Genomic DNA, 19,838 nt, shown 5'->3' on the forward strand with positions numbered 1-19,838 from the left:
TTCGTGGAAATCGGCGGGATCAGGGATTGAGCGGTGGCAGCGCCGACGCGACCCGGTGCCGGCGTCGCGGCGCGGGCCTGGCGTGGCGGCCCAGCGCCTGGGCGAGCGGGTTGCCGTCCCAGGCGGACGGGGCCGGCGCCGCGCCGTAGAGGTAGCGCTGCAGGCCGGTGACGGCGTCGGCCAGCGCGGCATCGCCGGCAGCTTCGGCCCAGGCCGCGGGCGTGGTGCCGTGGGCGGCCCGGGTCCAGCCGCCCAGCGCCTGGCTGGCGCCGTCCGCATCGCCCGCGCGGCAGGCCCGCAACGTGGCCGCCAGCCGTGCATCGGCGCCTTCGGCGCGGGCGCGGCGGCGCTCGGCGCGGCGTTGCTGCAGGCGCGCCAGGCGCGGCCGCAGCCGCCGCCACAGCAGCGCCAGCGCTGCGGCGCCGAGCAGCGCGCCCGCGGCCCACAGCAGCGTGCGCCACGGCAGCCCGCCCTCGCCCGGCAGCGCGCCGGCCGGCGGCCCGCCCGGCGCCAGCGCCCCGGCATGGCGTGCGGCCGCCACCTCGACCTTCACCGCCGGCACTTCGGACCTGGCCGGCTGCCGCGTGGCGGGATCGACCCAGTCCGCCGTGACCGCCGGCAGCGTATAGGTGCCGGGCCGCTCGAAGACATAGGTCAGCGTATCGATGCGCGTGCCGCCCGGTCCCGGCGCGTCGCGGGCCTGGTCGGACAGCCGCGCATCGGCGCGGAACATGCGCACGCCGCGCGGCGCCGCGGCATGCGGCGGCACGATCATCATCGCCTGGGTCTGCGGCGCAAAGGTGGTGACGGTGCGCACCAGCGCATCGCCCGCATGCAGCCGGACCACGCCGTGGTCAGGGTCATGGTCCAGCGTCTGCGTCACGCTGAGCCGCGCCACCGGCAGCAACCGCCGGCCGGAGGCGGCGCCCGCCGCCGCGGTGCCCGTGCCTCCCGTGCCGGCCCGGATCGTGGTGACGGGCAAGGTGACGCTGCCTTCGCGCGGCGCGCCGTCATCGCCGGCGTAGGTAAAACGGATGGTCGCGTCCGGCAGCCGGAACTCGCCATCCTGCTCCGCGGTAAAGGCGTAGCTCTTGCGGATGCCGGCATAGGTCACGCCGTCGATGGTCTCCGTGGAATTGACCGCGCGCGTGTCGGGCTGGGTGACCACCGCGCCCGGTACCTCGAGCGCCGGGAACGCGGGCGCCGACAGGAAGTAGTTGGGCGCCAGGATGGTGACATCGATGCCGACCTGCTGGCCCACCAGCACCGGCTGGCGCGCGCTTACCTCCACGCGCACGGTGGGCGCGGCGGCCGCATGCGCCAGCCACGGCCACAGCCACGCCGCCAGCAGCAGCACCAGCGGCGCGGCGCGCCGCAGCCACGCGCTAGGCGGCATGGCGTGGCGCCTCATCGCGCGTCCTGTGCAGGCGCCGCCTGGCCGTGCTGCAGCGCGAACTTGCGCTGCAGCAGGTCGGTCGGCGTGGTCTGGATCGCGCGCATCCACATCTCGGCGTCCTGCGTCAGGACAACCTGCAGTGACTTGCCGCCGGGCGCCGACGGCTTCGCGGCGTCGTACTTGACCTGGTCCGGCGGCAGGTCGGGCGGCTCTTCGCCGTCGTCGGGATCCGGCTTTTCCTGCGGCAACTGCTGCGCCAGCAGCTTTTCCATCAGCGCCAGGTTGGCGCTTGCCGCTGGCCACTGCGGCTGGCGCCTGAGCGCCTGGCGGTAGCGCGCGGCGGCCTGCCGGTACTGGCCCTGCCGCGCCAGCGCATTGCCCTGGTTGTAGTCCGCCTGCGCGGAATCGACCCGCGCGAAGCTCTGCACCGCCTGCGCGTACTGGCCGGCGCGATACTGGGCGATGCCACGCCACATCGGGTCGTCGAACAGGGTCGCGGCGCGGGCAAAGTCGCCCTGCTCGAAGGCGCGCCGGCCCTGCTGGTCGTGCGTCAGCCACAGGTCGACAAAGCGCCATGGGCGTACCGCGCTGGCTTGCGGGGCTGGCGCGGATGACTGCGCACGCGCCTCGGGCGGCGCGGCAAGCGCCAGCGCCAGCAGCAGGCCGGCGCTCCAGCGCACGGTCCAGCCCTTGCGGAACCACAGCATCGCCAGCAGCGCCAGCGGCGGCACCAGCCACCAGCCTTCATCCTTCCAGCGCGTACGGTCCCCGGCCTGCACCTGCTCGAGATGCGACTGCACGTGGCGCTGCACCCAGGCCACGTCGTCGTCGCTGTCCGGCGTGAAGGTCGCCACCGGCACGCCGCTGTCATCGCCGAAGCGCTCCAGCGCCGCCACGTCCAGCCGCGCAAACACGCGCGCTCCGTCCTGCTCGACCAAGCCGCCCGCGCCATTGCGCAGCGGCCCGCCCTGCTCGGTGCCCAGCGCCAGCACCACCGGCTGGCTGCGGCCGCTGTCGGCCTGGGCGCGGAACGCCGTCGCGGCGGCGGGGTCGACGCCATCGGTCAGGAACAGGATGGTGCCGGGCACTGGCTCATGCTTCAGGTCGGCGTCGATCACGCGCAGCGCCTGCGCCATGTCGCGCCCGGGGACCGGCATGATGCGGGTCTGCAGCGCCTCGGCGAAGGTCTGCAGCAGGCTGGCGTCATCGGTCAGCGGCAGCACCAGGTGGGTCGAGCCGGCATAGGCGTAGATGGCGGTGCGGCCGCCGTCGCGGCGCGCCAGCAGCGCCTTGATCTTGAGCTTGGCGCGCTCCAGCCGCGTGGGCGTGACGTCGATGGCGTCCATGCTGTGCGACAGGTCCACGGCAATCGCCAGCGGCGCCTTGTCGTCGAGGAACGGCGGGCGCTCCTGGCGCCAGCTCGGGCCCGCCAGCGCCACCGTGCCCAGCGCCAGCAGCAGTGCGGTCAGGTGCACCGGGCGCAGCGCCAGGCGGCGGCGTTCGCCGAGCATCAGGGCGTCGAGCAGGTGCGGCGCGATGGTGTCGCGCCAGCGCCGCCGCACGTCGCCGCGGCGCCGCACCGCCCACACCAGCAGCGCGGCCGGCAGCAGCCCCAGCAGCCACCACGGGCGCAGGAAATGGAAGTGAGCGAGCGTGTCGAGCCAGGCCGGCATCAGCGCCCGCCTCCGGTGGCATCCGCCATCGCGCCTGGAGCTTCCGCCGCGTCCGCCACCTCGGCCCGGGGTGGCCTGGGCCGCGCCACCCACGCCGAATAGCCGAACATCAGCAGCTGGTACGCCAGCACCAGCGCCAGCGCCGTGCCCAGCGGCCACATGAACAGCTCGCGCCGCGGCCGCCAGGACAGCGTCTTCTGGTCATGCGGCGTGATCCGGTCGAGGGTCGCGTAGATGCTCTCCAGGGCGGCCTGGTCGGCGCCGAAGAAATAGCGCCCGCCGGTCTGCGCCGCCAGCCGCTGCAGCACCTCGAGGTCGACCTTCTGCTCGCCCGCGGCGTTGGGGTCGCCGATGCCGATGGTATGCACCACCACCTTGCGCTCGCGCGCGATGCCGCCGGCGCGCTCGGGCGGCATCCGGCTGGCGGTGTCGTTGCCGTCGGTCAGCACGATCATCACGCGCTGCGGCGCTTCGCTGTGCCCGAACATCTTGATGCCGAGCCCGATGGCATCGCCCAGCGCCGTGCTCGGCCCCGCCATGCCGGGCAGCAGGCCGGCAATCAGCGTCTGCACCAGCTGGTGGTCCAGCGTGAACGGCGCCAGCGGGTATGGCGCGTCGCCAAACACCACCAGGCCGATGCGGTCGCCCGGGCGCCGCGCCACGAAATTGCTGACCACCTGCCGGACCGCCTGCACGCGCGGGATCAGCGCGCCGGACGGATCGCGGAAGTCGCGCGTGTCCATCGACTGCGACAGGTCCAGCGCCAGCAGCAGGTCGCGCGCGGGCTGCACCTTCTGCAGCGGCGCCTCGAGGTACTGCGGCCGCGCCAGCGCCGTCACCACCAGCACCCACGCCAGCGGCGCCAGCACCCATTGCAGCCGGTTGCGGCGCGGCACCACGGCGCCGGCGGCCGGCGTCAGCCCGGCGGCACTGGCGACCTCGCCAAAGAACGGCAGCCGTACCGACGGGCTTTCCTCGCGGTACGGCGGCAGCCACCACCACAGCAGCAGGGGCAGCGGCAGCAGCGCGAACAGCCAGGGATATTCAAACTGGTACATGGTGCTCCGCGATCCAGCGTCGGCATGCCGCGGCCACGGCGCGCACCTCGGTGTCGGGCCATTGCGCCAGCGCGGCGTCGCCGCGGTACTCGGCGTCTTGCACCAGGGCCGCCAGCTGCGGCGCGACATCCTGTGCCCGCCCCGCATGCGCCCGCAGGAACTCGGCCCAGCCGCCGCCGGCCAGGCTGGCCACCTGCGCGCGCGGCCACGCCGCCAGCGCGGTGCGCTTGAGCAGCGCCGCCATCGCGCGCAAGGCCGCGGCGCGGTGTGCGGGGTCCGGGTCCCGCGGCAGCGCCGCCAGTTCGGCCAGCGCCTCGCGCCGGTAGCGGTTGGCGCGGTAGCGCCGCCACGCGCGCCAGCCGGCCCAGGCCAGCGCCAGCAGCAGCACGCCGCCGGCGATCGGCCAGCCGATGGTCTGCGGTGTCCACGACGGCGGCGGCGGCACGGCGAGGTCGGCCAGCGTTGCCAGGGTCGCCGGGGCGGCGCTGTGCGTGAGGCTCATGGCGCCACCCCCGCGCGTTGCCGCACCGGCGCCTGCTGCAGCGGCCGGCCCAGCAGCCGCCGCAACTGCGGCGCGGTCTCCTCGGCGGCGGACAGCGGCAGCAGCGGCACGCCCATGGCATGGTGCCAGTCCAGCAACGACCTGGCGCGGGCATCGGCAAACCCGGCAATGCCGCGCCGCGTGGCGGCGTGGCCGAAGCCCAGCTCGACCTGCAGCTCGCCGTCGCTGACCACCAGCTGCCCCGAACCCGGCAGCGCGCCGAGGAACGGGTCGTGGACCAGGATGGTCAGCACATCGTTGTGCGTCGCCAGCGCCAGCATCAGGTCGCGGGTGCGGGTGTCATGGCCGTCGAAATCGCTGACGACGATCACCAGGCAGTCGTGGCGCGCCATGCGCGCGGTGCGCTCCAGCGCCGCGTTGAGCTGCCCCGCGGCGCGGCGCGCCGGCGCGTCGGCGCGCAGGGCCTGGTTGAAGCGCGCGATGCCGCCCAGCAGCTGCTGCACCGCGTCGCGGCTGCGGCGCGGCGCAAACGCTTCGATGCGGTCGTCGCCCAGCACCACGCCGCCGACGCGGTCGCCTTCGGCGAGCACGCGCCACGCGGCCAGCGCCGCCGCCTCGGCCGCGCTGACCGATTTCATCGCGCGCCGGCTGCCGAAGAACATGTTGATGCGCTGGTCCACCACCAGCAGCACCGGACGGTCCTTTTCCTCGGTGTAGACGCGCACATGGGGCCGGCCGGTGCGCGCGGTCACGCGCCAGTCCATGCTGCGGATATCGTCGCCGGGCAGGTACAGGCGCAATTCCTCGAAGGTCAGCCCGCGCCCGCGCACGCGCGAGGCATGGCGCCCGGCCAGCACGCTGTGCACCGGCTGTCGCGGCAGGAAATGGAAGTCGCGCGCGGCCACCTCGAGCCGGGCCAGCGCCGCGGCATCGACGCTGACACCGGGCACCGCCTGCGAAGACGGTGGGTGCGCCGCCGCCGGGGCGGCGCGGGCGATGGCGCGGAACGGCAGGCGCATGGGAAGCCCTCGCGGTCGTTCAGGCCACCGCCACCTGCTGCACCAGGCGCTCGATCACGGCATCGGCGCTGACGCCGGCGGCATGCGCCTCGTACGACAGGATCAGCCGGTGGCGGAACACATCGCCGACCACGGCCTGCACATCCTCGGGCGTGACGAAGTCGCGCCCGTGCAGCCACGCATGCGCGCGCGCCACCTTGTCCAGCCCGATCGAGCCGCGCGGGCTCACGCCCACCTGGATCCACTGGTCGAGGTCGTCGTCGACGGGCTTGGGCGCGCGCGTGGCCTGCACCAGCGCGACGATGTAGCGCTCGACCGCCTCGCTGACGTGGATGCCATGGATGGCCGCGCGCGCGGCGAAGATGGCCTCGGGCGAGAGCCGCACCGCGGCGCTCGCGCCAGCCGCCGCGCCGCCCGCCTCTTCCGCGCGCGCCAGCCTGACGATGTCGGCCTCGGCCTGCGCTTCGGGATAGCCCACGCTGACATGCATCAGGAAGCGGTCCATCTGCGCCTCGGGCAGCGGGTAGGTGCCCTCCTGCTCGATCGGGTTCTGCGTCGCCATCACCAGGAACAGCGGCTCGAGCTTGTGGGTGGTGCCGCCGACGGTGACCTGGCGCTCTTCCATCGCCTCCAGCAGCGCCGCCTGGACCTTGGCCGGCGAGCGGTTGACCTCGTCGGCCAGCACCAGGTTGGCGAACACCGGGCCGGGCTGGAAGCGGAACTCGCCCTTGCCGCCTTCGCTGAAGTAGATCTCCGAGCCGGTGATGTCCGCCGGCAGCAGGTCCGGGGTGAACTGGATGCGCGACAGCCGCGCATCGAGGTTGCGCGCCAGCATCTTGATGGCGCGGGTCTTGGCCAGCCCCGGCAGGCCTTCCACCAGCAGGTGGCCGTCGGCCAGCAGGCCCAGCAGCAGGCGCTCGATCATGCGCTGCTGGCCCACGATCGATTCGCCCATGCGCTGCTGCAGGGCCAGGACGTCGTCGCGTGTGCTCATGGGGCGTTCCTTGGTGCGTTCCCTGGTGCGGCCGGGGCGCGGCGGGCCTGGCCGCCGACGAACCATGCGTAGTAGGGATTGTCGGGATCGGCGCGCATGGCCTGCGTGATATGGCTGGCCCATGCTTCGCGGTCGCCGCGGTAGGCATCGAGGCCGGCGCGGTAGAACGTGTGCAGGATCTCGCGCTCGTGGCGCAGCTCGCGCCAGAAGGCATCGTCGGCGCCCGCCAGCGGCGGGTCGCTTTGCAGCGCCAGCAGCCTGGACAACGATTGCGGGAAGGCATCGGCACGGACCCAGCCGGCGTACTCGATGCGCGGGCGGTCGTCGCTCACGGCCGGGGCGTCGGCCGCATACCAGTCCAGCCCGGCCCGGTCGGTGACCCAGGTGGCCAGCAGCGCCGCCGCCGAGCGCACGCCCACCGCCTGCAGCGCCGCGGCGACCTCGGGCTGCGCAAAGCGTGCACGGACCTGCGCCACATCCAGCGCCAGCGGCGACATCGAGCCGACCAGCAGCATCTCGTGCAGCTCGGTGGTCCATAGCGTGGCGTGCGGGAACACGTCCAGGAAACTGCGCACCAGCATGCGCGTGTCTTCGTCGTTCTGCGTCGGCAGCGGCAGCCACTGCGCCACCAGCCCGCCGGCTTGCAGCCGCGCCGCCGCGAGCCGGTAGAAATCGGTCGAATACAGGTTGGCAACCCCGGCGGCCGACGGCGGCGGCGGCTCCAGCGTGACCAGGTCGTACTGCTGCGGGCTCTGCAGCAACTCGCGCCGGCCGTCGCGCAGCCGGATCTCCACGCGCGGGTCGGTGGCAACGCCGAAATTCCCCTTGAAGCTGGGCACCGCGCGCGCGACCGGCGGCAACAGCTCCGCCACCACGCGCCGCTCCAGCCCCGGCCACGCCAGCGTCGCGCCCGCCGTGATGCCGGTGCCCAGCCCGATCACCAGCGCCGACTTCGGCGTGCCGTTGTGCACGATCAACGGCAGCAGCGCCTGCAGCCGCATATAGCGCTGCGAGGTCATGGCATCGCCGGAATTGGACACGCCCTGGATGTAGAGGCGCCGGAAACGGTTGGTGGCGGAGCTTTGCTCGACCACCGCCACGGTGGCGCCGCGCCCTTCCTCGTAGAACACCAGTTCGCCGCCACGCGCCCGCGCCAGCAGCGTGGCGAGCCGGTCGGGCGGCGCCAGCGCGGCGGCGATCACCGCGAGCACGCCCAGCATCGGCACCGCCCAGCGCGCCGCGGGCCGCACCCCGCTGCCCAGCGCCACCGCCACCACGCCAACCACCGCCGCCGCGACCGCCAGCAGCGACAGCGTGCGCACCAGGCCCAGGTACGGCACCAGCACGAAGCCGGCCAGCGCCGTGCCGGCGATGCCGCCGAGCGTGTTGAGCGCGATCACGCTGCCCACGCCCGCGCCGATGCGCCGGCTGTCGACACTGACGCGCAGCACGAACGGAAACGCCGCGCCCAGCAGCAGCGTCGGCACGAACACCACCGTCAGCGCGGCCAGCGCAAAGCGCGCGCAGGCCGCCAGCAGCGGGCTGGCGGTCAGCGCCTGCACCCACGCCGACAGGCTGCCCTGTGCGCGCAGCAGCCATTCGCCCAGCAGCACGAATTCCAGCAAAGCCACCAGCCCGGCCGCCGCCACCAGCAGCCCGAACGCGCCCCACGGGTCGCGCACGCGGTCGGCATGGCGCGCGGCCAGCGCGCTGCCGATGGCGAGCCCGGCCAGGTAGGTGGCCAGCACCACGGTGAAAGCGAAGGTGCGCGTGCTGAGGAACTGCACGATGGCCTGCGACCAGACCACCTCGTAGCCCAGTGCGATGCCGCCGGCGGCGGCGTAAAGCAGCAGCGCGAGCCGGCCGTTGGCGACGTCGCCGGCGGCAGCCGCGGCACGTGCCATGCCGGGCGCGCCTGCAACGGGCGCGGTCCGCGTGCGCGCGGACAGCCACCAGGCCGCCAGTGCCGCGACGCCGTTGAGCGCGCCCGCCGCGATGGCACTGCCGAGGATGCCAAGCCCGGGCACCAGCACAAAGCCCGCCAGCAGCGTGCCGGCGATCGCGCCGGCGGTGTTGGCGGCATAGAGCCGCCCGCCGTGGGTGCCAACGCGGTCCGGGCGCGACCCCAGCACGCGCATCAGCACCGGCAGCGTGCCGCCCATCGCGGCGGCCGGCAGGATCACCAGCAGGAACGGCAACGCCCACGCCAGCAGGCCCACCCGGCTCTCCAGCCAGGCAAACGGCGCGGCGGCCCGCGCCAGGGCCAGCGTCGCGCCGACGCCCAGCACCAGCACCGCGATTTCCAGCCACGCGTACAGCCGCAGCGGATCGCCGTGGCGGTCGGCGAGGCGGCCGAAGACCCAGCCGCCCAAGGCCAGGCCGCCGAAGAACGCGCTCACGGCGGTGGTGACGGCGTGCACCTCGACGCCCACCACCAGCGCAAGCTGCCTGATCCAGAGCACCTGGAACACCAGCCCCGCGCTGCCCGAGGCAAAAAGCAGCAGGGCAGGCACCAGCGCGGCGCCATGCCATGCCAGCCGATCCTGCCCCGCCTGCGCGGCCCGGGCTTCATGCCCGTTGGTGGCCGTCGCGTACCGCACCTTATCCTTGCCGGAGCTTGCGCCGGCGCGCGCTTCTACCATGGTGCGATCCCTGTGGAATGGGCCAGCCAGCCCCTGCAGCGGGAGCCGGCTGGCCGGTCATGCCGGAGGCTACTTGGCGCCGGCCGCGCCCTTGTCGAGCGACGACATCACCGCCTCGGTCATCTGGTCGATGGTGAAGCTCGCGGGGCGCTGGCTGGGCGGGTAGTCCTTGAAGGACTGCAGGAACGGCGCAACGCGGGAAGACGCATAACTGATCATGTACGCGTTCTTCGCGGTCCAGTCGTAATACTGGTCGGAGACGACATCCGCCCGCTCATACGGATCCATGCGCAGGTTGAATGCCTTGGGCACGCGCAGGCAGGTGAACGGGTTGGCCCAGACCTGGAAGCCCCCCGGCTGGCGCTGCTCGCAGAACACGAACTTCCAGTCGTTGTGGCGCATGGCCACCAGCACGCCGTCATCGTTGAAGTAGTAGAAGTCCTGGCGCGGCCCGGTATTGCTCTGCCCGGTCAGGTACGGCAGGAAGTTGTAGCCGTCGAGATGCACCTTGAACGATTTGCCGCCGATGCTGGTGCCCTTGAGCAGGCGATCCTTGATATCGGTATCGCCGGCCGCGGCCAGCAGCGTCGGGAACCAGTCGAGCCCGGAGATCATCGTGGTGGACACCGTATTGGGCTTGATCCGGCCCGGCCAGCGGATGATCGCCGGCACCCGGAACGCGCCTTCCCAGTTGGTGTCCTTTTCGCTGCGGAACGGCGTGGTCGCGGCATCGGGCCAGCTGAACTGGTTGGGGCCGTTGTCGGTGCTGTAGATCACGATGGTGTTGTCGGCCACCTTCAGGTCGTCGAGCGCCTTGAGCAGCTTGCCGACGTGGCCGTCGTGCTCGAGCATGCCGTCGGCATACTCGTTGCCGGGCATGCCGCTCTGCCCCCGCATGGATTCGCGCACGTGGGTGAACATGTGCATGCGCGTGGTATTCATCCACACGAAGAACGGCTTGTCGGCCTTCACCTGCTTGTCCATGAAGCCGATCGCCGCCGCCGTGGTCTCGTCGTCGATGGTCTCCATGCGTTTGCGGTTCAGCGGCCCGGTGTCCTGGACCTTGCCGTCGGCAAAGGAGTGAATCACGCCGCGCGGGGCGTTGGCCTTGACCCAGGCCTGGTCGTTCTTCGGGTAGTACGGACGCTCCGGCTCCTCTTCCGCGTTCAGGTGATAGAGGTTGCCGAAGAACTCGTCGAAGCCGTGCGCGGTGGGCAGGTACTCGTTGCGGTCGCCGAGGTGGTTCTTGCCGAACTGGCCGGTGGCATAGCCAAGCGGCTTCAGCGCCTGGGCAATGGTCACGTTTTGCGCCTGCAGGCCCACCGGCGCACCCGGCACGCCGACCTTGAGCAGGCCGGTGCGCAGCCCCACTTCGCCGGTGATGAAGGTGGAACGCCCCGCGGTGCAGCTGTTCTCGCCGTAGTAGTCGGTGAAGAGCATCCCTTCCTGCGCGATGCGGTCGATGTTCGGGGTGCGGTAGCCCACCACGCCGTGGCTGTAGGCGCTGATGTTGGTCTGGCCGACGTCATCGCCAAAAATGACCAGGATGTTGGGCTTCTTGCTGGACGCCGCCGGCGCCGCCAGCGCGGGCGCGGATGCCGCCGCAACTGGTGCACTGGTCGCGACCGGTGGATTTTCCCGGGCAGGTGCCGGTGCGGCCGCTGCCGGCCCCTGCGCCGGGGCAGGCGCCTGCGCCGCCGGCTGCTGCGCCTTGGGCGGGGTTTCCTTCTTGTCGCAGCCTGCCAGCGCGACCACCACGGCGCCCACGGCCAGCATCGCCAGCCTGGAACTCCGCCCTCTGACTATGCGTTCTTCAACTCTGTGCATGTCCCGCCTCCGCTCATTGACCCGTTACGGTCGGTTTGCTGCTGATACGTGTGGTCATGGCTTGCCGGCCGGATAGACCTGCTGCCAGTCCCGCTTCATGCTCACCACCGTCCAGCCCTTGGCGCGGGCCGCGTCAAGGGCCTTGTCGAGCTTGCCGACCTTGGACTGGCGGTCATAGGCGAACTCGCGCTCGGCATCGTCGTGATGCACCAGCACGGCCAGGCGCGGGCCGTCGCCGCCCGTGGTGTATTCCAGCATCTGCAGGTCGCCGTCGGAGTTGCCCACGGCGAGGATGGGCCGGCGGCCGATATGGCGGTAGATGCCGACCGGCTTGCCCGGCCCGTCATCGATGAAATCCAGCTTGGGGTCGCGCACCAGCACCGGCTTGCCGTCGCGCACCTGGTAGCGCACCGCCTGCGAGGAGCCGATCACCTGTTCGGGCGGGATGCCGTAGATGGCCTGGCTCCACGGCCGCATGAAATCGATGGTGCCGCCCGAGACGATGTAGGTCTTGAAGCCGTTGGCGCGCAGGTAGGACAGCAGTTCCAGCTGCGGCTGGTACACCAGTTCGGTGTAGGGCCGGTTGAACCTGGGATGCCGCGCCTTCGCCAGCCAGTCGCGGATGGTGCGGTCGTACTCGTCCACGGTCATGCCGCTGTTGGCCTTGGCAACCAGCGCGGCCAGCGCCTTTTCGTTGCGCATCAGGCCTTGCATGTCGTTGGCCATCAGCGCCTTGAAGGCCGGGTTGCTGCGCCACTCCGGATGCTGTGGCGCCGCGGCGCGGATCTGGTCGAGCAGGAAGAAGAACTGGAAGTACAGCGGCTGCTCGCTCCACAGCGTGCCGTCGTTGTCGAACACGGCGACGCGCTCCTCGGGCGGCACGAAGCCGGGCGAACCCGGCCGCGTCACGTCGGCGACGAATTTCAGCAGCGCCTGCCGGGCCGCACCGTCGCGCCACGACGGCAGCGCCGTGGCCGCGGTCTGCACCGACTGCGCGGCCTCATCCTGCGCGGCAGGCGCGGTGGCGGAGGTCGAGCAGCCGGCCAGCGCCAGGCCGGCCAGCGCCAGCGCGGCGATAGCCTTGCGCGTGTGGCTGGCAAGGATTGCGGGGGGCGCTGCCATGGTCATATTGCTCGCTCCTGACGCGTGTTGTCCTGCCGGAAAGAATCGTGGTCCACGCGCATCGTCAGCGCGCTGCCGGGTTGGCGGGTCCGGCCATCGCCACCGGCGGCCGCCGCTGCATTTCCGCCCAGCGGCCTTCATCCATCACCAGCCGGAAGCCGAGGTGCGACATGCTGTTGAAGGGGTCGGTGCCGCGCCGGGCGCTGGGGCGGTAGCTCAGGCAAAAGTCCTCGTTGCACAGGAACGAGCCGCCGCGCGTGACGCGCTTGGGCGCGTTGACCGGCACGCCGGGTTCGGACGGGTCCCAGGACACCAGCGGGCCCATCGGGTTTTCAATCGGCTGCGCCTTGCCGGCTTCGCGCCGGAACTGGTCGGCGCGGTACCAGTCCGCCACCCACTGCCAGGCATTGCCGGTCATGTCGGCGAGGCCATAGCCGTTGGGCGGGAAGGTGCCGACCGGGCTGGTGCCAAGCGCCCCGCCCGCCTTGGGGCTGACCACCGGGAACGGCTGGTTCTGCTGGCCCTGCCAGACGTTGGCCATCTGCCTGCCATCGGGGGCGAACTGCTCGCCCCAGGCATAGGTTGCCTGCTCCAGTCCGCCGCGCGCGGCGAACTCCCATTCCGCCTCGGTCGGCAGCCGCTTGCCGGCCCACCTGGCATAGGCCTGTGCGTCTTCGTACGAGACCTGCACCACCGGGTGGTTGTCCTTGCCCTCGATCGAGCTGCCGGGGCCGGCCGGATGGCGCCAGTCGGCGCCGGGCACATAGCGCCACCAGCGCGAGTAATCCTGCAGCGGCACCGGCCGCGGCGTGCCGACGAAGACCATGCCGCCCGCGACCATGGCGCTGTCGGGCGGGCGCGGCGTGCCGGGCGGCAGCTGCACGCGCAGCGTTTCCCAGTCGGGCACGCGCTCGGCAGTGGTGACATAACCGGTAGCCTCGACGAACTTGCGGAATTCCGCGTTGGTGACGTGGTGCCGGTCCATCCAGAACGCTTGCACGCGCACCTTGTGCGCCGGCTTTTCATTGGGCTGCGCCATCTTGCTGTCGCTGCCCATCAGGAATTCGCCGCCCGGCACGCGCACCATGCCGGCGGGACCGTTCTTGCCATCGCCGACGACGATAGCCGGCGCCGCCGGCGTACGGCCCTTCAGATACCAGTAGCTGCCGCCCAGGCCGGCGGCCAGCCCGGCACCCAGCAGGGCCAGCAGCCACACCCGCCTTGCGCCGCGCCATGCTGACACCCGTGCCGCCGAGCCGGAACGCCCCGCACCTGCGTCGGGATTGCCACCTTCACGTTGTCCGCTCATTCCATTGTCTCTGCAAAAACCGCTCTGATTCAGCGCAAACAATGATGTCAGATGGCTTCTTCAATCAGAAGTCAGCTTTTTATGATTTCAGCGCGCAGTGAATTAAGCTTTTTCGCAGCTGCAGCGCCTCAGCGCCAGGCGCTGCCCACCTGGATATAGAACGCGTTCTGGCCCTTGCTGTGGGCCACATCCAGGCCGATCGACACCCCCAGCTTGCGCGCGATCATGTAGCGAAAGCCCGCGCCGACGCTGTAGATGGTCGAAGCATCCGAAAAATCGTGCCAGCGCCCATAGGCCTTGCCGACACCGGTAAAGCCCAGCAGCGACCAGCGCGGGGTCACGTCCCAGCGCAATTCCATTTCCGCCACGAGTGCATTGCGGTCCTGGTAGCGCCCCTTCTGCACGCCGCGCAGGTCGACGAACGGCCGCGCATAGAACGGCACGTCGCCGCTGGAAAAGCGCGTATCGGCGCGCAGGCCGAGGATCACGGTGCGCGCCAGCGGCAGCCAGGTAAAGCCGCGTGCGTTGTACATGTTGAACGACTGGGTACTGCCGAAGCCGCCGCGCGCGAACTGCGCCTCGAGTTCGGCATAGCTGCCGCGGCTGGGGTAGAAGATGTTGTCGCGCGAGTCGTAGTCGATCACCAGGCCGGCCTTGCCGATACGCTGGGTCCGGTCGAAGCTGCCGAGCTCGCCGGCATCGCCAAACTTGAAGGTTGCGGTCGAATCGAAATACACATAGCGCGGGCCCACGTACCAGCGGGTGTCGGCGATGCGCACCAGCAGCTGCTGCACCAGGAACACCCCGCGCAGCTCATAGGCACGCGGCTGGTTGCGCAAGCCGTAGTAGTCGAGGTTGGCATCGACCTTGGCCAGTGCGCCGAGATAGCGGTAGCGGTCGCCGTCCCAGGTGTGGAAATGGGCGACGCCGGCGCCCCAGGTGCCATTCTCGGTATACGCGCCGCCGATGCCGGTGATGTTGGGCGGCGCCGGCCCCTTGCCGCTGGCCCTGGCGCTGGCGGCCGCGTCGGCCATCGATTGCGAGAAGAACATCAGCCCGAGGCCGGCGCCGTAGCCGACCGCCGGTTCCGTGATGATGGTGGGGACCGGCAGCGCGCCCTTGTGGTTGAGCAGAAAGTCGCTCATGTCCAGCGCGCCGTCTTCCGGATCGAAGAACGACAGCGGCTTCTTTTCGCCCGCCGCGTCGGCCTGCGCCCATGCCCCGCCGCACCAGCACACCGCCAGTGCGGACAACAGCGCGGCAAGGCGTCTTGTCATGGCGGGACGAATCATCGGCATGCGTCGTGCCTTGGCGTCGCCGCTCGCGCTAAAGCGGGAACTGGATATTCAGCCCCATGAACACCTGGAACTTGGGTACGCCACTGCCATCATGCTTCAGCGTCCACTGGGGTTCGGCGAACAGGTTGTAGGTGTCCTTGCCGATCTTCCAGATCTTGCCGGCGCCAACGCCGACCGGGATGTAATAGCTGCCACGCCTGAGATCGAAATTCCAGGTCGCGCTGCTGCGCAGGTACCAGCCCTGTGGCAGGTTGTAGATCACGAACGGCTGCGCGCTCAGGTTATCTTGCGTGGGGCGGTCGCCCGCTCCGGCAAAGGAATGCTGCCAGGTCACCAGGCCACCCAGCAGGCCCCATTGCTGCGGCGAGATGCCCACCGCCGCCAGGCCGGCCTGCCACTTGCCGGTGCCGGTCTGGTCGCGCGAAGCGGTGGGAATGGTCAGCTGTGGGCCGATGCCCCACTCCATGCCCAGCCCTTTCACCAGCACCAGGTTGAACAGGTTCAGGTCGCCCAGCCCGGTCTTGCTGCCCTCGGGCGCAACGCCGGGCGTGGTGACCACCGGCAGGGTGAAGCGGACGATCTGCGGCAGCCCGAACAGCTTGTGCGGCACGGTGCCGCGCAGCAGCACGCTATTGCCGTCCTCGTCGCCCAGCCCGTAATAACGCCCCACGTACTGGTCCTGCAGGTTCAGGGTAATGGTCGGGCTCAGCGGATTGTTCGACGCATTCATGTCGTCGCTCGACGGGCCGGCGGCGAAGGCAAACACCGGCGCCACCGCCGCCACGCACACTGCAACACACCTGGACTTCTGCATGAACACATTTACCCCCGGAGGCCGCGTTCAATGAAATCGCTACCATCGCCGCTCAAAAATGGCGAGAGCATCATGGCAGAGCGGCTTCGGCCTTGTGAAGTAAATATTTGCGATGGCGTAATGAAAGTTTTTGCGTGTTTTCGCCCCAACAGTGAAGCGGGGGTTTGCTGCTAGTATGCAATGTCGAAGAACCGGCGCGGGCACCGCCCGCACGCGCTGCCAGGCCTGTCCTACCTGTTGATGCCCATGCCAAAGACTTTCGCACAACGGCTTGCCATGACTGCCCCGCTGCTGCTTGCCTGCGCCGGCGCCCACGCCACCGAAGGCGCGCTCGGGCGTCCCGTCACCGGCACCAGCGTGGTCCCCAATGCGGGGGTGGTGTCGCCCGAGCCGGCGCTGATCGTCAATGTCGGCGAGATCTACCTCGACGGCTCGATCGGCGGCAGCCGCACCGTGCCGATCGCAGGCAAGGCCTCGGCCGGCATCGACGGCAAGATCGCCTTCACCCTGGCCACGGTGATGAAAGTGTGGGACACCGACACCGGCGCCTGGAACTTCGCCTCCAGCTTTACCCTGCCCTATGTGTGGACCAAGGTCACGGCCAACCTTGCCGTCGGCGGCCGCGGCGCCAGCACCCAGGACACCGCCTCGAACCTGTTCGACATCTCGTTCGCGCCGGTCATCGCGGGCTACCATTTTTCCAGGACCGAACACGTGGCGCTGAGCCTGAACGTGTGGGCGCCGACCGGCAAGTACGATCCCAACGCGCTGGCCAATCCCAGCCTGAACAACTGGACTTTCATTCCGCAGGTGGCCTACACCAGGCTGTTCCCTGAACACGGGCTCGAGTTCGACGCCGTTGCCGGCATCCAGTTCTACACCCGCAACCACGCCACCGACTACCAGAACGCGCCGCTGTTCACCCTCGACACGATGCTGCTCAAGCGCTTTGCCAACGGCGCCGGCGTGGGCCTGATCGCCGGCACGACGCAGCAGCTGGGCGACGACAGCGGGCCGCTGGCGGACCGCCTGAACGGCTTCCGCGGCCACGACTGGGCGGTGGGCCCGATCGTCACCTACGACACCAAGGTCGGCGCCAAAAGCCTGCTGTCGCTGGGCCTGCGCTGGGTGCCCTCGGTGGCGAGCAAGAACCGGCTGAAGAGTACCAACACCTTTATGGGCACGGCGACCCTGGTGTTCTGAAGGCATCACGCGTCAACTTGAGATACCCACGAGTCAGCGTCCGCGTTGATCAAGCGCAAGCTCCAATTCCTTTCCTGCCTGCAAACTGGCGCCCATGACGACGTTGCCCTCTTCTTCCACCGCTTCCACCGCTTCCCCCGCTTCCACCGCCACCCCCGATTCCGCCGACACCAGCCAGCCCGCCTTCGCCGCCCCCGCCGCGCCGCCACGCCGCCGGGCACTGGTGCCGCGCGGCCGCTTCGCCTTTGTCACCGGCATCCTCAGCTGGACCCTGCTGATCGCCAGCACTCTGTTCTGGTGCGCGCTGCTGTTTCCGCTGGCGCTGCTGAAGCTGGCGCTGCCGTTCGCCGCGGCCAGGCGTCGCATCGACCCGCTGCTCAATGGCATCGCCACCGCCTGGATCTCCGGCAACGCCGGCTGGTTCGCGTGGATCCAGCGCGAGCCCTGGGACATCCGGGGCCACCAGGAGCTGCGCTATGCCGACTGGTACCTGGTCAACTGCAACCACCAGTCGTGGGCCGATATCTTCGTGCTGCAGCGGGCGCTGAACCGCCGCATCCCGCTGCTGAAGTTCTTCCTGAAGCAGCAGCTGATCTATGTGCCGGTGATCGGCCTGGCCTGGTGGGCGCTGGGCTTCCCGTTCATGAAGCGCCACGGCAAGGCCGAGCTGCGCCGCAATCCGGCCTTGCGGCGCCAGGACCAGGAAACCGCCCGGCGCGCCTGCGCCAAGTTCTCGCTGGTGCCGACCAGCGTGATGGTGTTTGCCGAAGGCACGCGCTTTACCGCGGCCAAGCACGCCGCGCAGGCTTCCCCCTACCGCCACCTGCTCAAGCCCAAGGCCGGCGGGCTGGCGGTGGCGCTGAACGCGATGGGCGACAAGTTCCGCTCGCTGATCGATGTCACCATCGTCTACCCGCAAGGCGCGCCGGGCTTCTGGGACCTGGCCTGCGGGCGGGCGGGCCCGGTGCTGGTGCGCATGCGCCAGCTGCCGGTGCCGCCGTCCTTCTGCAACGCCGACTACGGCAGCGACAAGGCCTTCCGCACCGAATTTCACCACTGGCTGGCACGCCAATGGGAGGCCAAGGATGCGGAGATCGACGCGCTGACGCCGCCGCGCCGGGGCTGAGCCGGGGCTAGCCCGGCAACCGCTCGACGGCGCGCTTGCCCTGCGCCACCGCCGCCGTCAGCGAAGGGCTGCCGGCGTTGTCGCTGTTGGCGATGCTGATGTTGCCGACGCCGGCCAGCCCGGGCCACGCCGCCTCGGGCGCCACGTTCTCGCCGGCCAGGCTGTCGGGCATGTAGCTGTAGCCGTGCGCCCAGCGGTTGACGGTGATGCCGCGGATCACGTCCTTCGAGGCAAAGCCCTGGTGCCCCAGCATGCGGTCGAGCTGCGCGCGGATGTCGCGCTCCATCGCATCGAAGGGCGTGCCCAGCAGCAAGGCGCGGCCGGCGCGGAAGCGGTCGCGCGCGGGCATGCCGCTGTCGGGCACGGTCGGCACATAGAGCATGTGCAGCACCGCCGGGTCGGAGGGTTCCCGGCCCGCGGGCGGCTCCAGCCAGAGATCGGTGTAGGGCATGGCGGGCGCATGGATGCGGCGCGTGCGCAGCGCGGCAAACGCCTGCCATTGGTCCAGCGCCACCTTGGTATAGACCAGCGGCGCCTTGGCCTCGTTGTGCAGCATGGCCTTCTGCTGCGCCGGCAGCGACGGCAGCAGGTACGGGATCATCATGTTGTAGCCGGCCAGCACCACGTGGCGCGCCTCGACCCGATGCAGGTTGCCGCTGAAGCCATAGGTGACGCGCGTGATCGGGCCGTCGGGCTCGACCGCGATCGCGGTGCTGTTCAGGCGCAGGCGCACCGGGTCGCCTTCGCGATCCAGGCGGCCGTAGTCGAACGCTGCCGATACCACCTGCGCCGGCGCGGCCATGCGCGCCACGCCCGGGATCAGGCTTTGCACCAGCAGCCGCGCCAGCGAGGCATTGCCATCGGCAAACCACAGCCGCGAACCGGGCGACTTGCCCAGCCGCGCATTGCCCGCCGGCGCCGGCATGTTGGCGCCGGCGGGCAGGCCGATGGCGATGGCGTCGGCCACCGAGATGCCGTCGGCATCGAGCGCGTAGGCATCGAGACTGCGGCTGCGCAGGAAGCGCTGCCCGGCCAGGCCGATGCCGGCCCTGTCGCGCAGGAAGGCGGCGTAGCGCATGGTGCGCAGCGCCGCGCTGCGTTCGGCGCCCGACAGCGCCGGCAGGTAATCGGTGGTGCCGGCGGCGAGCCGCGCCAGCGCGGCGCGGTCCGCCGCGGGCAACGGCGCGCGGTCCAGAAAGCGCGACAGCGCCGCCGCGTCCGGGCCGCCCGCGCGCGCGCCGCTGCGCGCGTCGATCGCTTCGCCGAAGGGGTCGCCCGCCACCCACTGGTCGCGCCCGAAGTGCTCGGCATCGAAGAACACCGCGCGGCCCATGCCGAGCGCGGCATACGGGTCCGCGGACGCGGCGGGCGGCCGCGCGGCATCGAGCCCGAGCCCGGCCAGCAGCTCGCGCACCGCGGCGTCGCCGGCCGCGCTTGCCGGCATCTCGGCGCTGCCGCCATAGGTCACCAGCCGCTTGCCGCGCACCGTGAACTCGTTGCGCTTGGCGTGGCCGCCGAAATCGTCGTGGTTGTCCAGGATCAGGATGCGGCGGTTGGCGCCGAAGCGGCGGCGGTAGAACCACGCCGCCGCCAGGCCGCTGAGGCCGCCGCCCACCACCACCAGGTCGAAGGCCTCGCGCGCCAGCACCGCGGGATATTTCGCGCCTTCGCGCGCCAGGCTGTGGGCCAGCGTGTAGGTGCCGGCATGGTTGCCGCGCAGCCCGGTCAGCGCCGGCGGGTACGCAGCGGCCGGCGCGCCCGCGCGCGTCTGCGCGTGCAGCAGCTGCGCTGGCGCCAGGCCCGCGGCAATGGCCAGCGCGGTGCCATTGAGGAAGTCTCTTCGGGTGATCGTCAT

15 protein-coding genes are annotated in these 19,838 nt (G+C 70.9%); 2 read left to right on the plus strand and 13 right to left on the minus strand.

Translation table 11 applies throughout. The annotated features are described in order from the left end of the window. Window positions 1–19 precede the first annotated feature (19 nt). The 12 genes from GA0116996_RS23250 to GA0116996_RS23305 all read right to left on the minus strand — a co-directional run bounded on the left by GA0116996_RS23250 (window position 20) and on the right by GA0116996_RS23305 (window position 15,654). A complete protein-coding gene (locus tag GA0116996_RS23250; RefSeq protein ID WP_092316311.1) occupies window positions 20–1,396 on the minus strand; it encodes a BatD family protein in 1,377 nt (458 codons plus the stop codon). Window positions 1,397–1,407: 11 nt separating this feature from the next. Further along, window positions 1,408–3,069 (minus strand): VWA domain-containing protein, encoded by a 1,662-nt coding sequence (locus GA0116996_RS23255; RefSeq protein WP_092316313.1) that lies wholly within the window; start codon window positions 3,067–3,069, stop codon window positions 1,408–1,410. Beyond that, window positions 3,069–4,127, minus strand: a complete 1,059-nt coding sequence (locus GA0116996_RS23260) for a VWA domain-containing protein (protein WP_092316315.1) — start codon at window positions 4,125–4,127, stop codon at window positions 3,069–3,071. The genes GA0116996_RS23255 and GA0116996_RS23260 overlap by 1 nt, the downstream gene beginning before the upstream one ends. Beyond that, window positions 4,114–4,629 carry a DUF4381 domain-containing protein gene (locus GA0116996_RS23265; RefSeq protein ID WP_092316317.1) on the minus strand — a complete coding sequence of 172 codons (516 nt, stop codon included), beginning with the start codon at window positions 4,627–4,629 and terminating at the stop codon, window positions 4,114–4,116. Before GA0116996_RS23265 ends, GA0116996_RS23260 begins: the two co-directional genes overlap by 14 nt. Then, entirely contained in the window at window positions 4,626–5,648 is a 1,023-nt protein-coding gene (locus tag GA0116996_RS23270) for a DUF58 domain-containing protein (RefSeq protein WP_092316319.1), read from the minus strand. The genes GA0116996_RS23265 and GA0116996_RS23270 overlap by 4 nt, the downstream gene beginning before the upstream one ends. Window positions 5,649–5,667: 19 nt before the next feature. Continuing rightward, window positions 5,668–6,642, minus strand: a complete 975-nt coding sequence (locus tag GA0116996_RS23275) for an AAA family ATPase (protein ID WP_092316321.1) — start codon at window positions 6,640–6,642, stop codon at window positions 5,668–5,670. Continuing rightward, a complete protein-coding gene (locus GA0116996_RS23280) occupies window positions 6,639–9,284 on the minus strand; it encodes a fused MFS/spermidine synthase (RefSeq protein WP_092316323.1) in 2,646 nt (881 codons plus the stop codon). The genes GA0116996_RS23275 and GA0116996_RS23280 overlap by 4 nt, the downstream gene beginning before the upstream one ends. Window positions 9,285–9,353: 69 nt before the next feature. Then, window positions 9,354–11,111 carry an arylsulfatase gene (locus GA0116996_RS23285; protein ID WP_092316325.1) on the minus strand — a complete coding sequence of 586 codons (1,758 nt, stop codon included), beginning with the start codon at window positions 11,109–11,111 and terminating at the stop codon, window positions 9,354–9,356. Between the two features lie 54 nt (window positions 11,112–11,165). Beyond that, a complete protein-coding gene (locus GA0116996_RS23290; protein WP_092316327.1) occupies window positions 11,166–12,239 on the minus strand; it encodes an HAD family hydrolase in 1,074 nt (357 codons plus the stop codon). A gap of 58 nt (window positions 12,240–12,297) precedes the next feature. Beyond that, on the minus strand, window positions 12,298–13,542 hold the full coding sequence (locus GA0116996_RS23295; RefSeq protein WP_092316329.1) for a formylglycine-generating enzyme family protein: 1,245 nt from the start codon (window positions 13,540–13,542) through the stop codon (window positions 12,298–12,300). A gap of 128 nt (window positions 13,543–13,670) precedes the next feature. Further along, window positions 13,671–14,819, minus strand: a complete 1,149-nt coding sequence (locus tag GA0116996_RS23300) for a BamA/TamA family outer membrane protein (RefSeq protein WP_167355543.1) — start codon at window positions 14,817–14,819, stop codon at window positions 13,671–13,673. A gap of 49 nt (window positions 14,820–14,868) precedes the next feature. Further along, window positions 14,869–15,654 carry a hypothetical protein gene (locus GA0116996_RS23305; RefSeq protein WP_092316333.1) on the minus strand — a complete coding sequence of 262 codons (786 nt, stop codon included), beginning with the start codon at window positions 15,652–15,654 and terminating at the stop codon, window positions 14,869–14,871. Window positions 15,655–15,900: 246 nt separating this feature from the next. Between GA0116996_RS23305 and GA0116996_RS23310 the strand changes: the two genes are divergently transcribed. After that, the gene (locus GA0116996_RS23310) at window positions 15,901–16,857 is read left to right on the plus strand and encodes a SphA family protein (protein ID WP_092316543.1); all 957 of its coding nucleotides are present in this window, start codon (window positions 15,901–15,903) and stop codon (window positions 16,855–16,857) included. A gap of 223 nt (window positions 16,858–17,080) precedes the next feature. Next, window positions 17,081–17,983: an acyltransferase gene (locus GA0116996_RS23320; RefSeq protein ID WP_092316337.1), complete on the plus strand. Its 903-nt coding sequence runs from the start codon at window positions 17,081–17,083 to the stop codon at window positions 17,981–17,983. A 7-nt stretch (window positions 17,984–17,990) separates the two neighbouring features. On the opposite strand, the gene GA0116996_RS23325 is transcribed toward GA0116996_RS23320, so the two are convergent. Next, entirely contained in the window at window positions 17,991–19,838 is a 1,848-nt protein-coding gene (locus tag GA0116996_RS23325) for an NAD(P)/FAD-dependent oxidoreductase (protein ID WP_092316339.1), read from the minus strand.

The organism is Cupriavidus alkaliphilus (assembly GCF_900094595.1).
Lineage (GTDB): Bacteria > Pseudomonadota > Gammaproteobacteria > Burkholderiales > Burkholderiaceae > Cupriavidus > Cupriavidus alkaliphilus.

Coding starts and splice junctions, on each gene's coding strand:
- GA0116996_RS23250 (WP_092316311.1), bottom strand. CDS start 1,396: ATGCCGCCTAGCGCGTGGCTGCGGCGCGCCGCGCCGCTGGTGCTGCTG.
- GA0116996_RS23255 (WP_092316313.1), bottom strand. CDS start 3,069: ATGCCGGCCTGGCTCGACACGCTCGCTCACTTCCATTTCCTGCGCCCG.
- GA0116996_RS23260 (WP_092316315.1), bottom strand. CDS start 4,127: ATGTACCAGTTTGAATATCCCTGGCTGTTCGCGCTGCTGCCGCTGCCC.
- GA0116996_RS23265 (WP_092316317.1), bottom strand. CDS start 4,629: ATGAGCCTCACGCACAGCGCCGCCCCGGCGACCCTGGCAACGCTGGCC.
- GA0116996_RS23270 (WP_092316319.1), bottom strand. CDS start 5,648: ATGCGCCTGCCGTTCCGCGCCATCGCCCGCGCCGCCCCGGCGGCGGCG.
- GA0116996_RS23275 (WP_092316321.1), bottom strand. CDS start 6,642: ATGAGCACACGCGACGACGTCCTGGCCCTGCAGCAGCGCATGGGCGAA.
- GA0116996_RS23280 (WP_092316323.1), bottom strand. CDS start 9,284: ATGGTAGAAGCGCGCGCCGGCGCAAGCTCCGGCAAGGATAAGGTGCGG.
- GA0116996_RS23285 (WP_092316325.1), bottom strand. CDS start 11,111: ATGCACAGAGTTGAAGAACGCATAGTCAGAGGGCGGAGTTCCAGGCTG.
- GA0116996_RS23290 (WP_092316327.1), bottom strand. CDS start 12,239: ATGACCATGGCAGCGCCCCCCGCAATCCTTGCCAGCCACACGCGCAAG.
- GA0116996_RS23295 (WP_092316329.1), bottom strand. CDS start 13,542: ATGAGCGGACAACGTGAAGGTGGCAATCCCGACGCAGGTGCGGGGCGT.
- GA0116996_RS23300 (WP_167355543.1), bottom strand. CDS start 14,819: ATGACAAGACGCCTTGCCGCGCTGTTGTCCGCACTGGCGGTGTGCTGG.
- GA0116996_RS23305 (WP_092316333.1), bottom strand. CDS start 15,654: ATGCAGAAGTCCAGGTGTGTTGCAGTGTGCGTGGCGGCGGTGGCGCCG.
- GA0116996_RS23310 (WP_092316543.1), top strand. CDS start 15,901: ATGCCAAAGACTTTCGCACAACGGCTTGCCATGACTGCCCCGCTGCTG.
- GA0116996_RS23325 (WP_092316339.1), bottom strand. CDS start 19,838: ATGACGATCACCCGAAGAGACTTCCTCAATGGCACCGCGCTGGCCATT.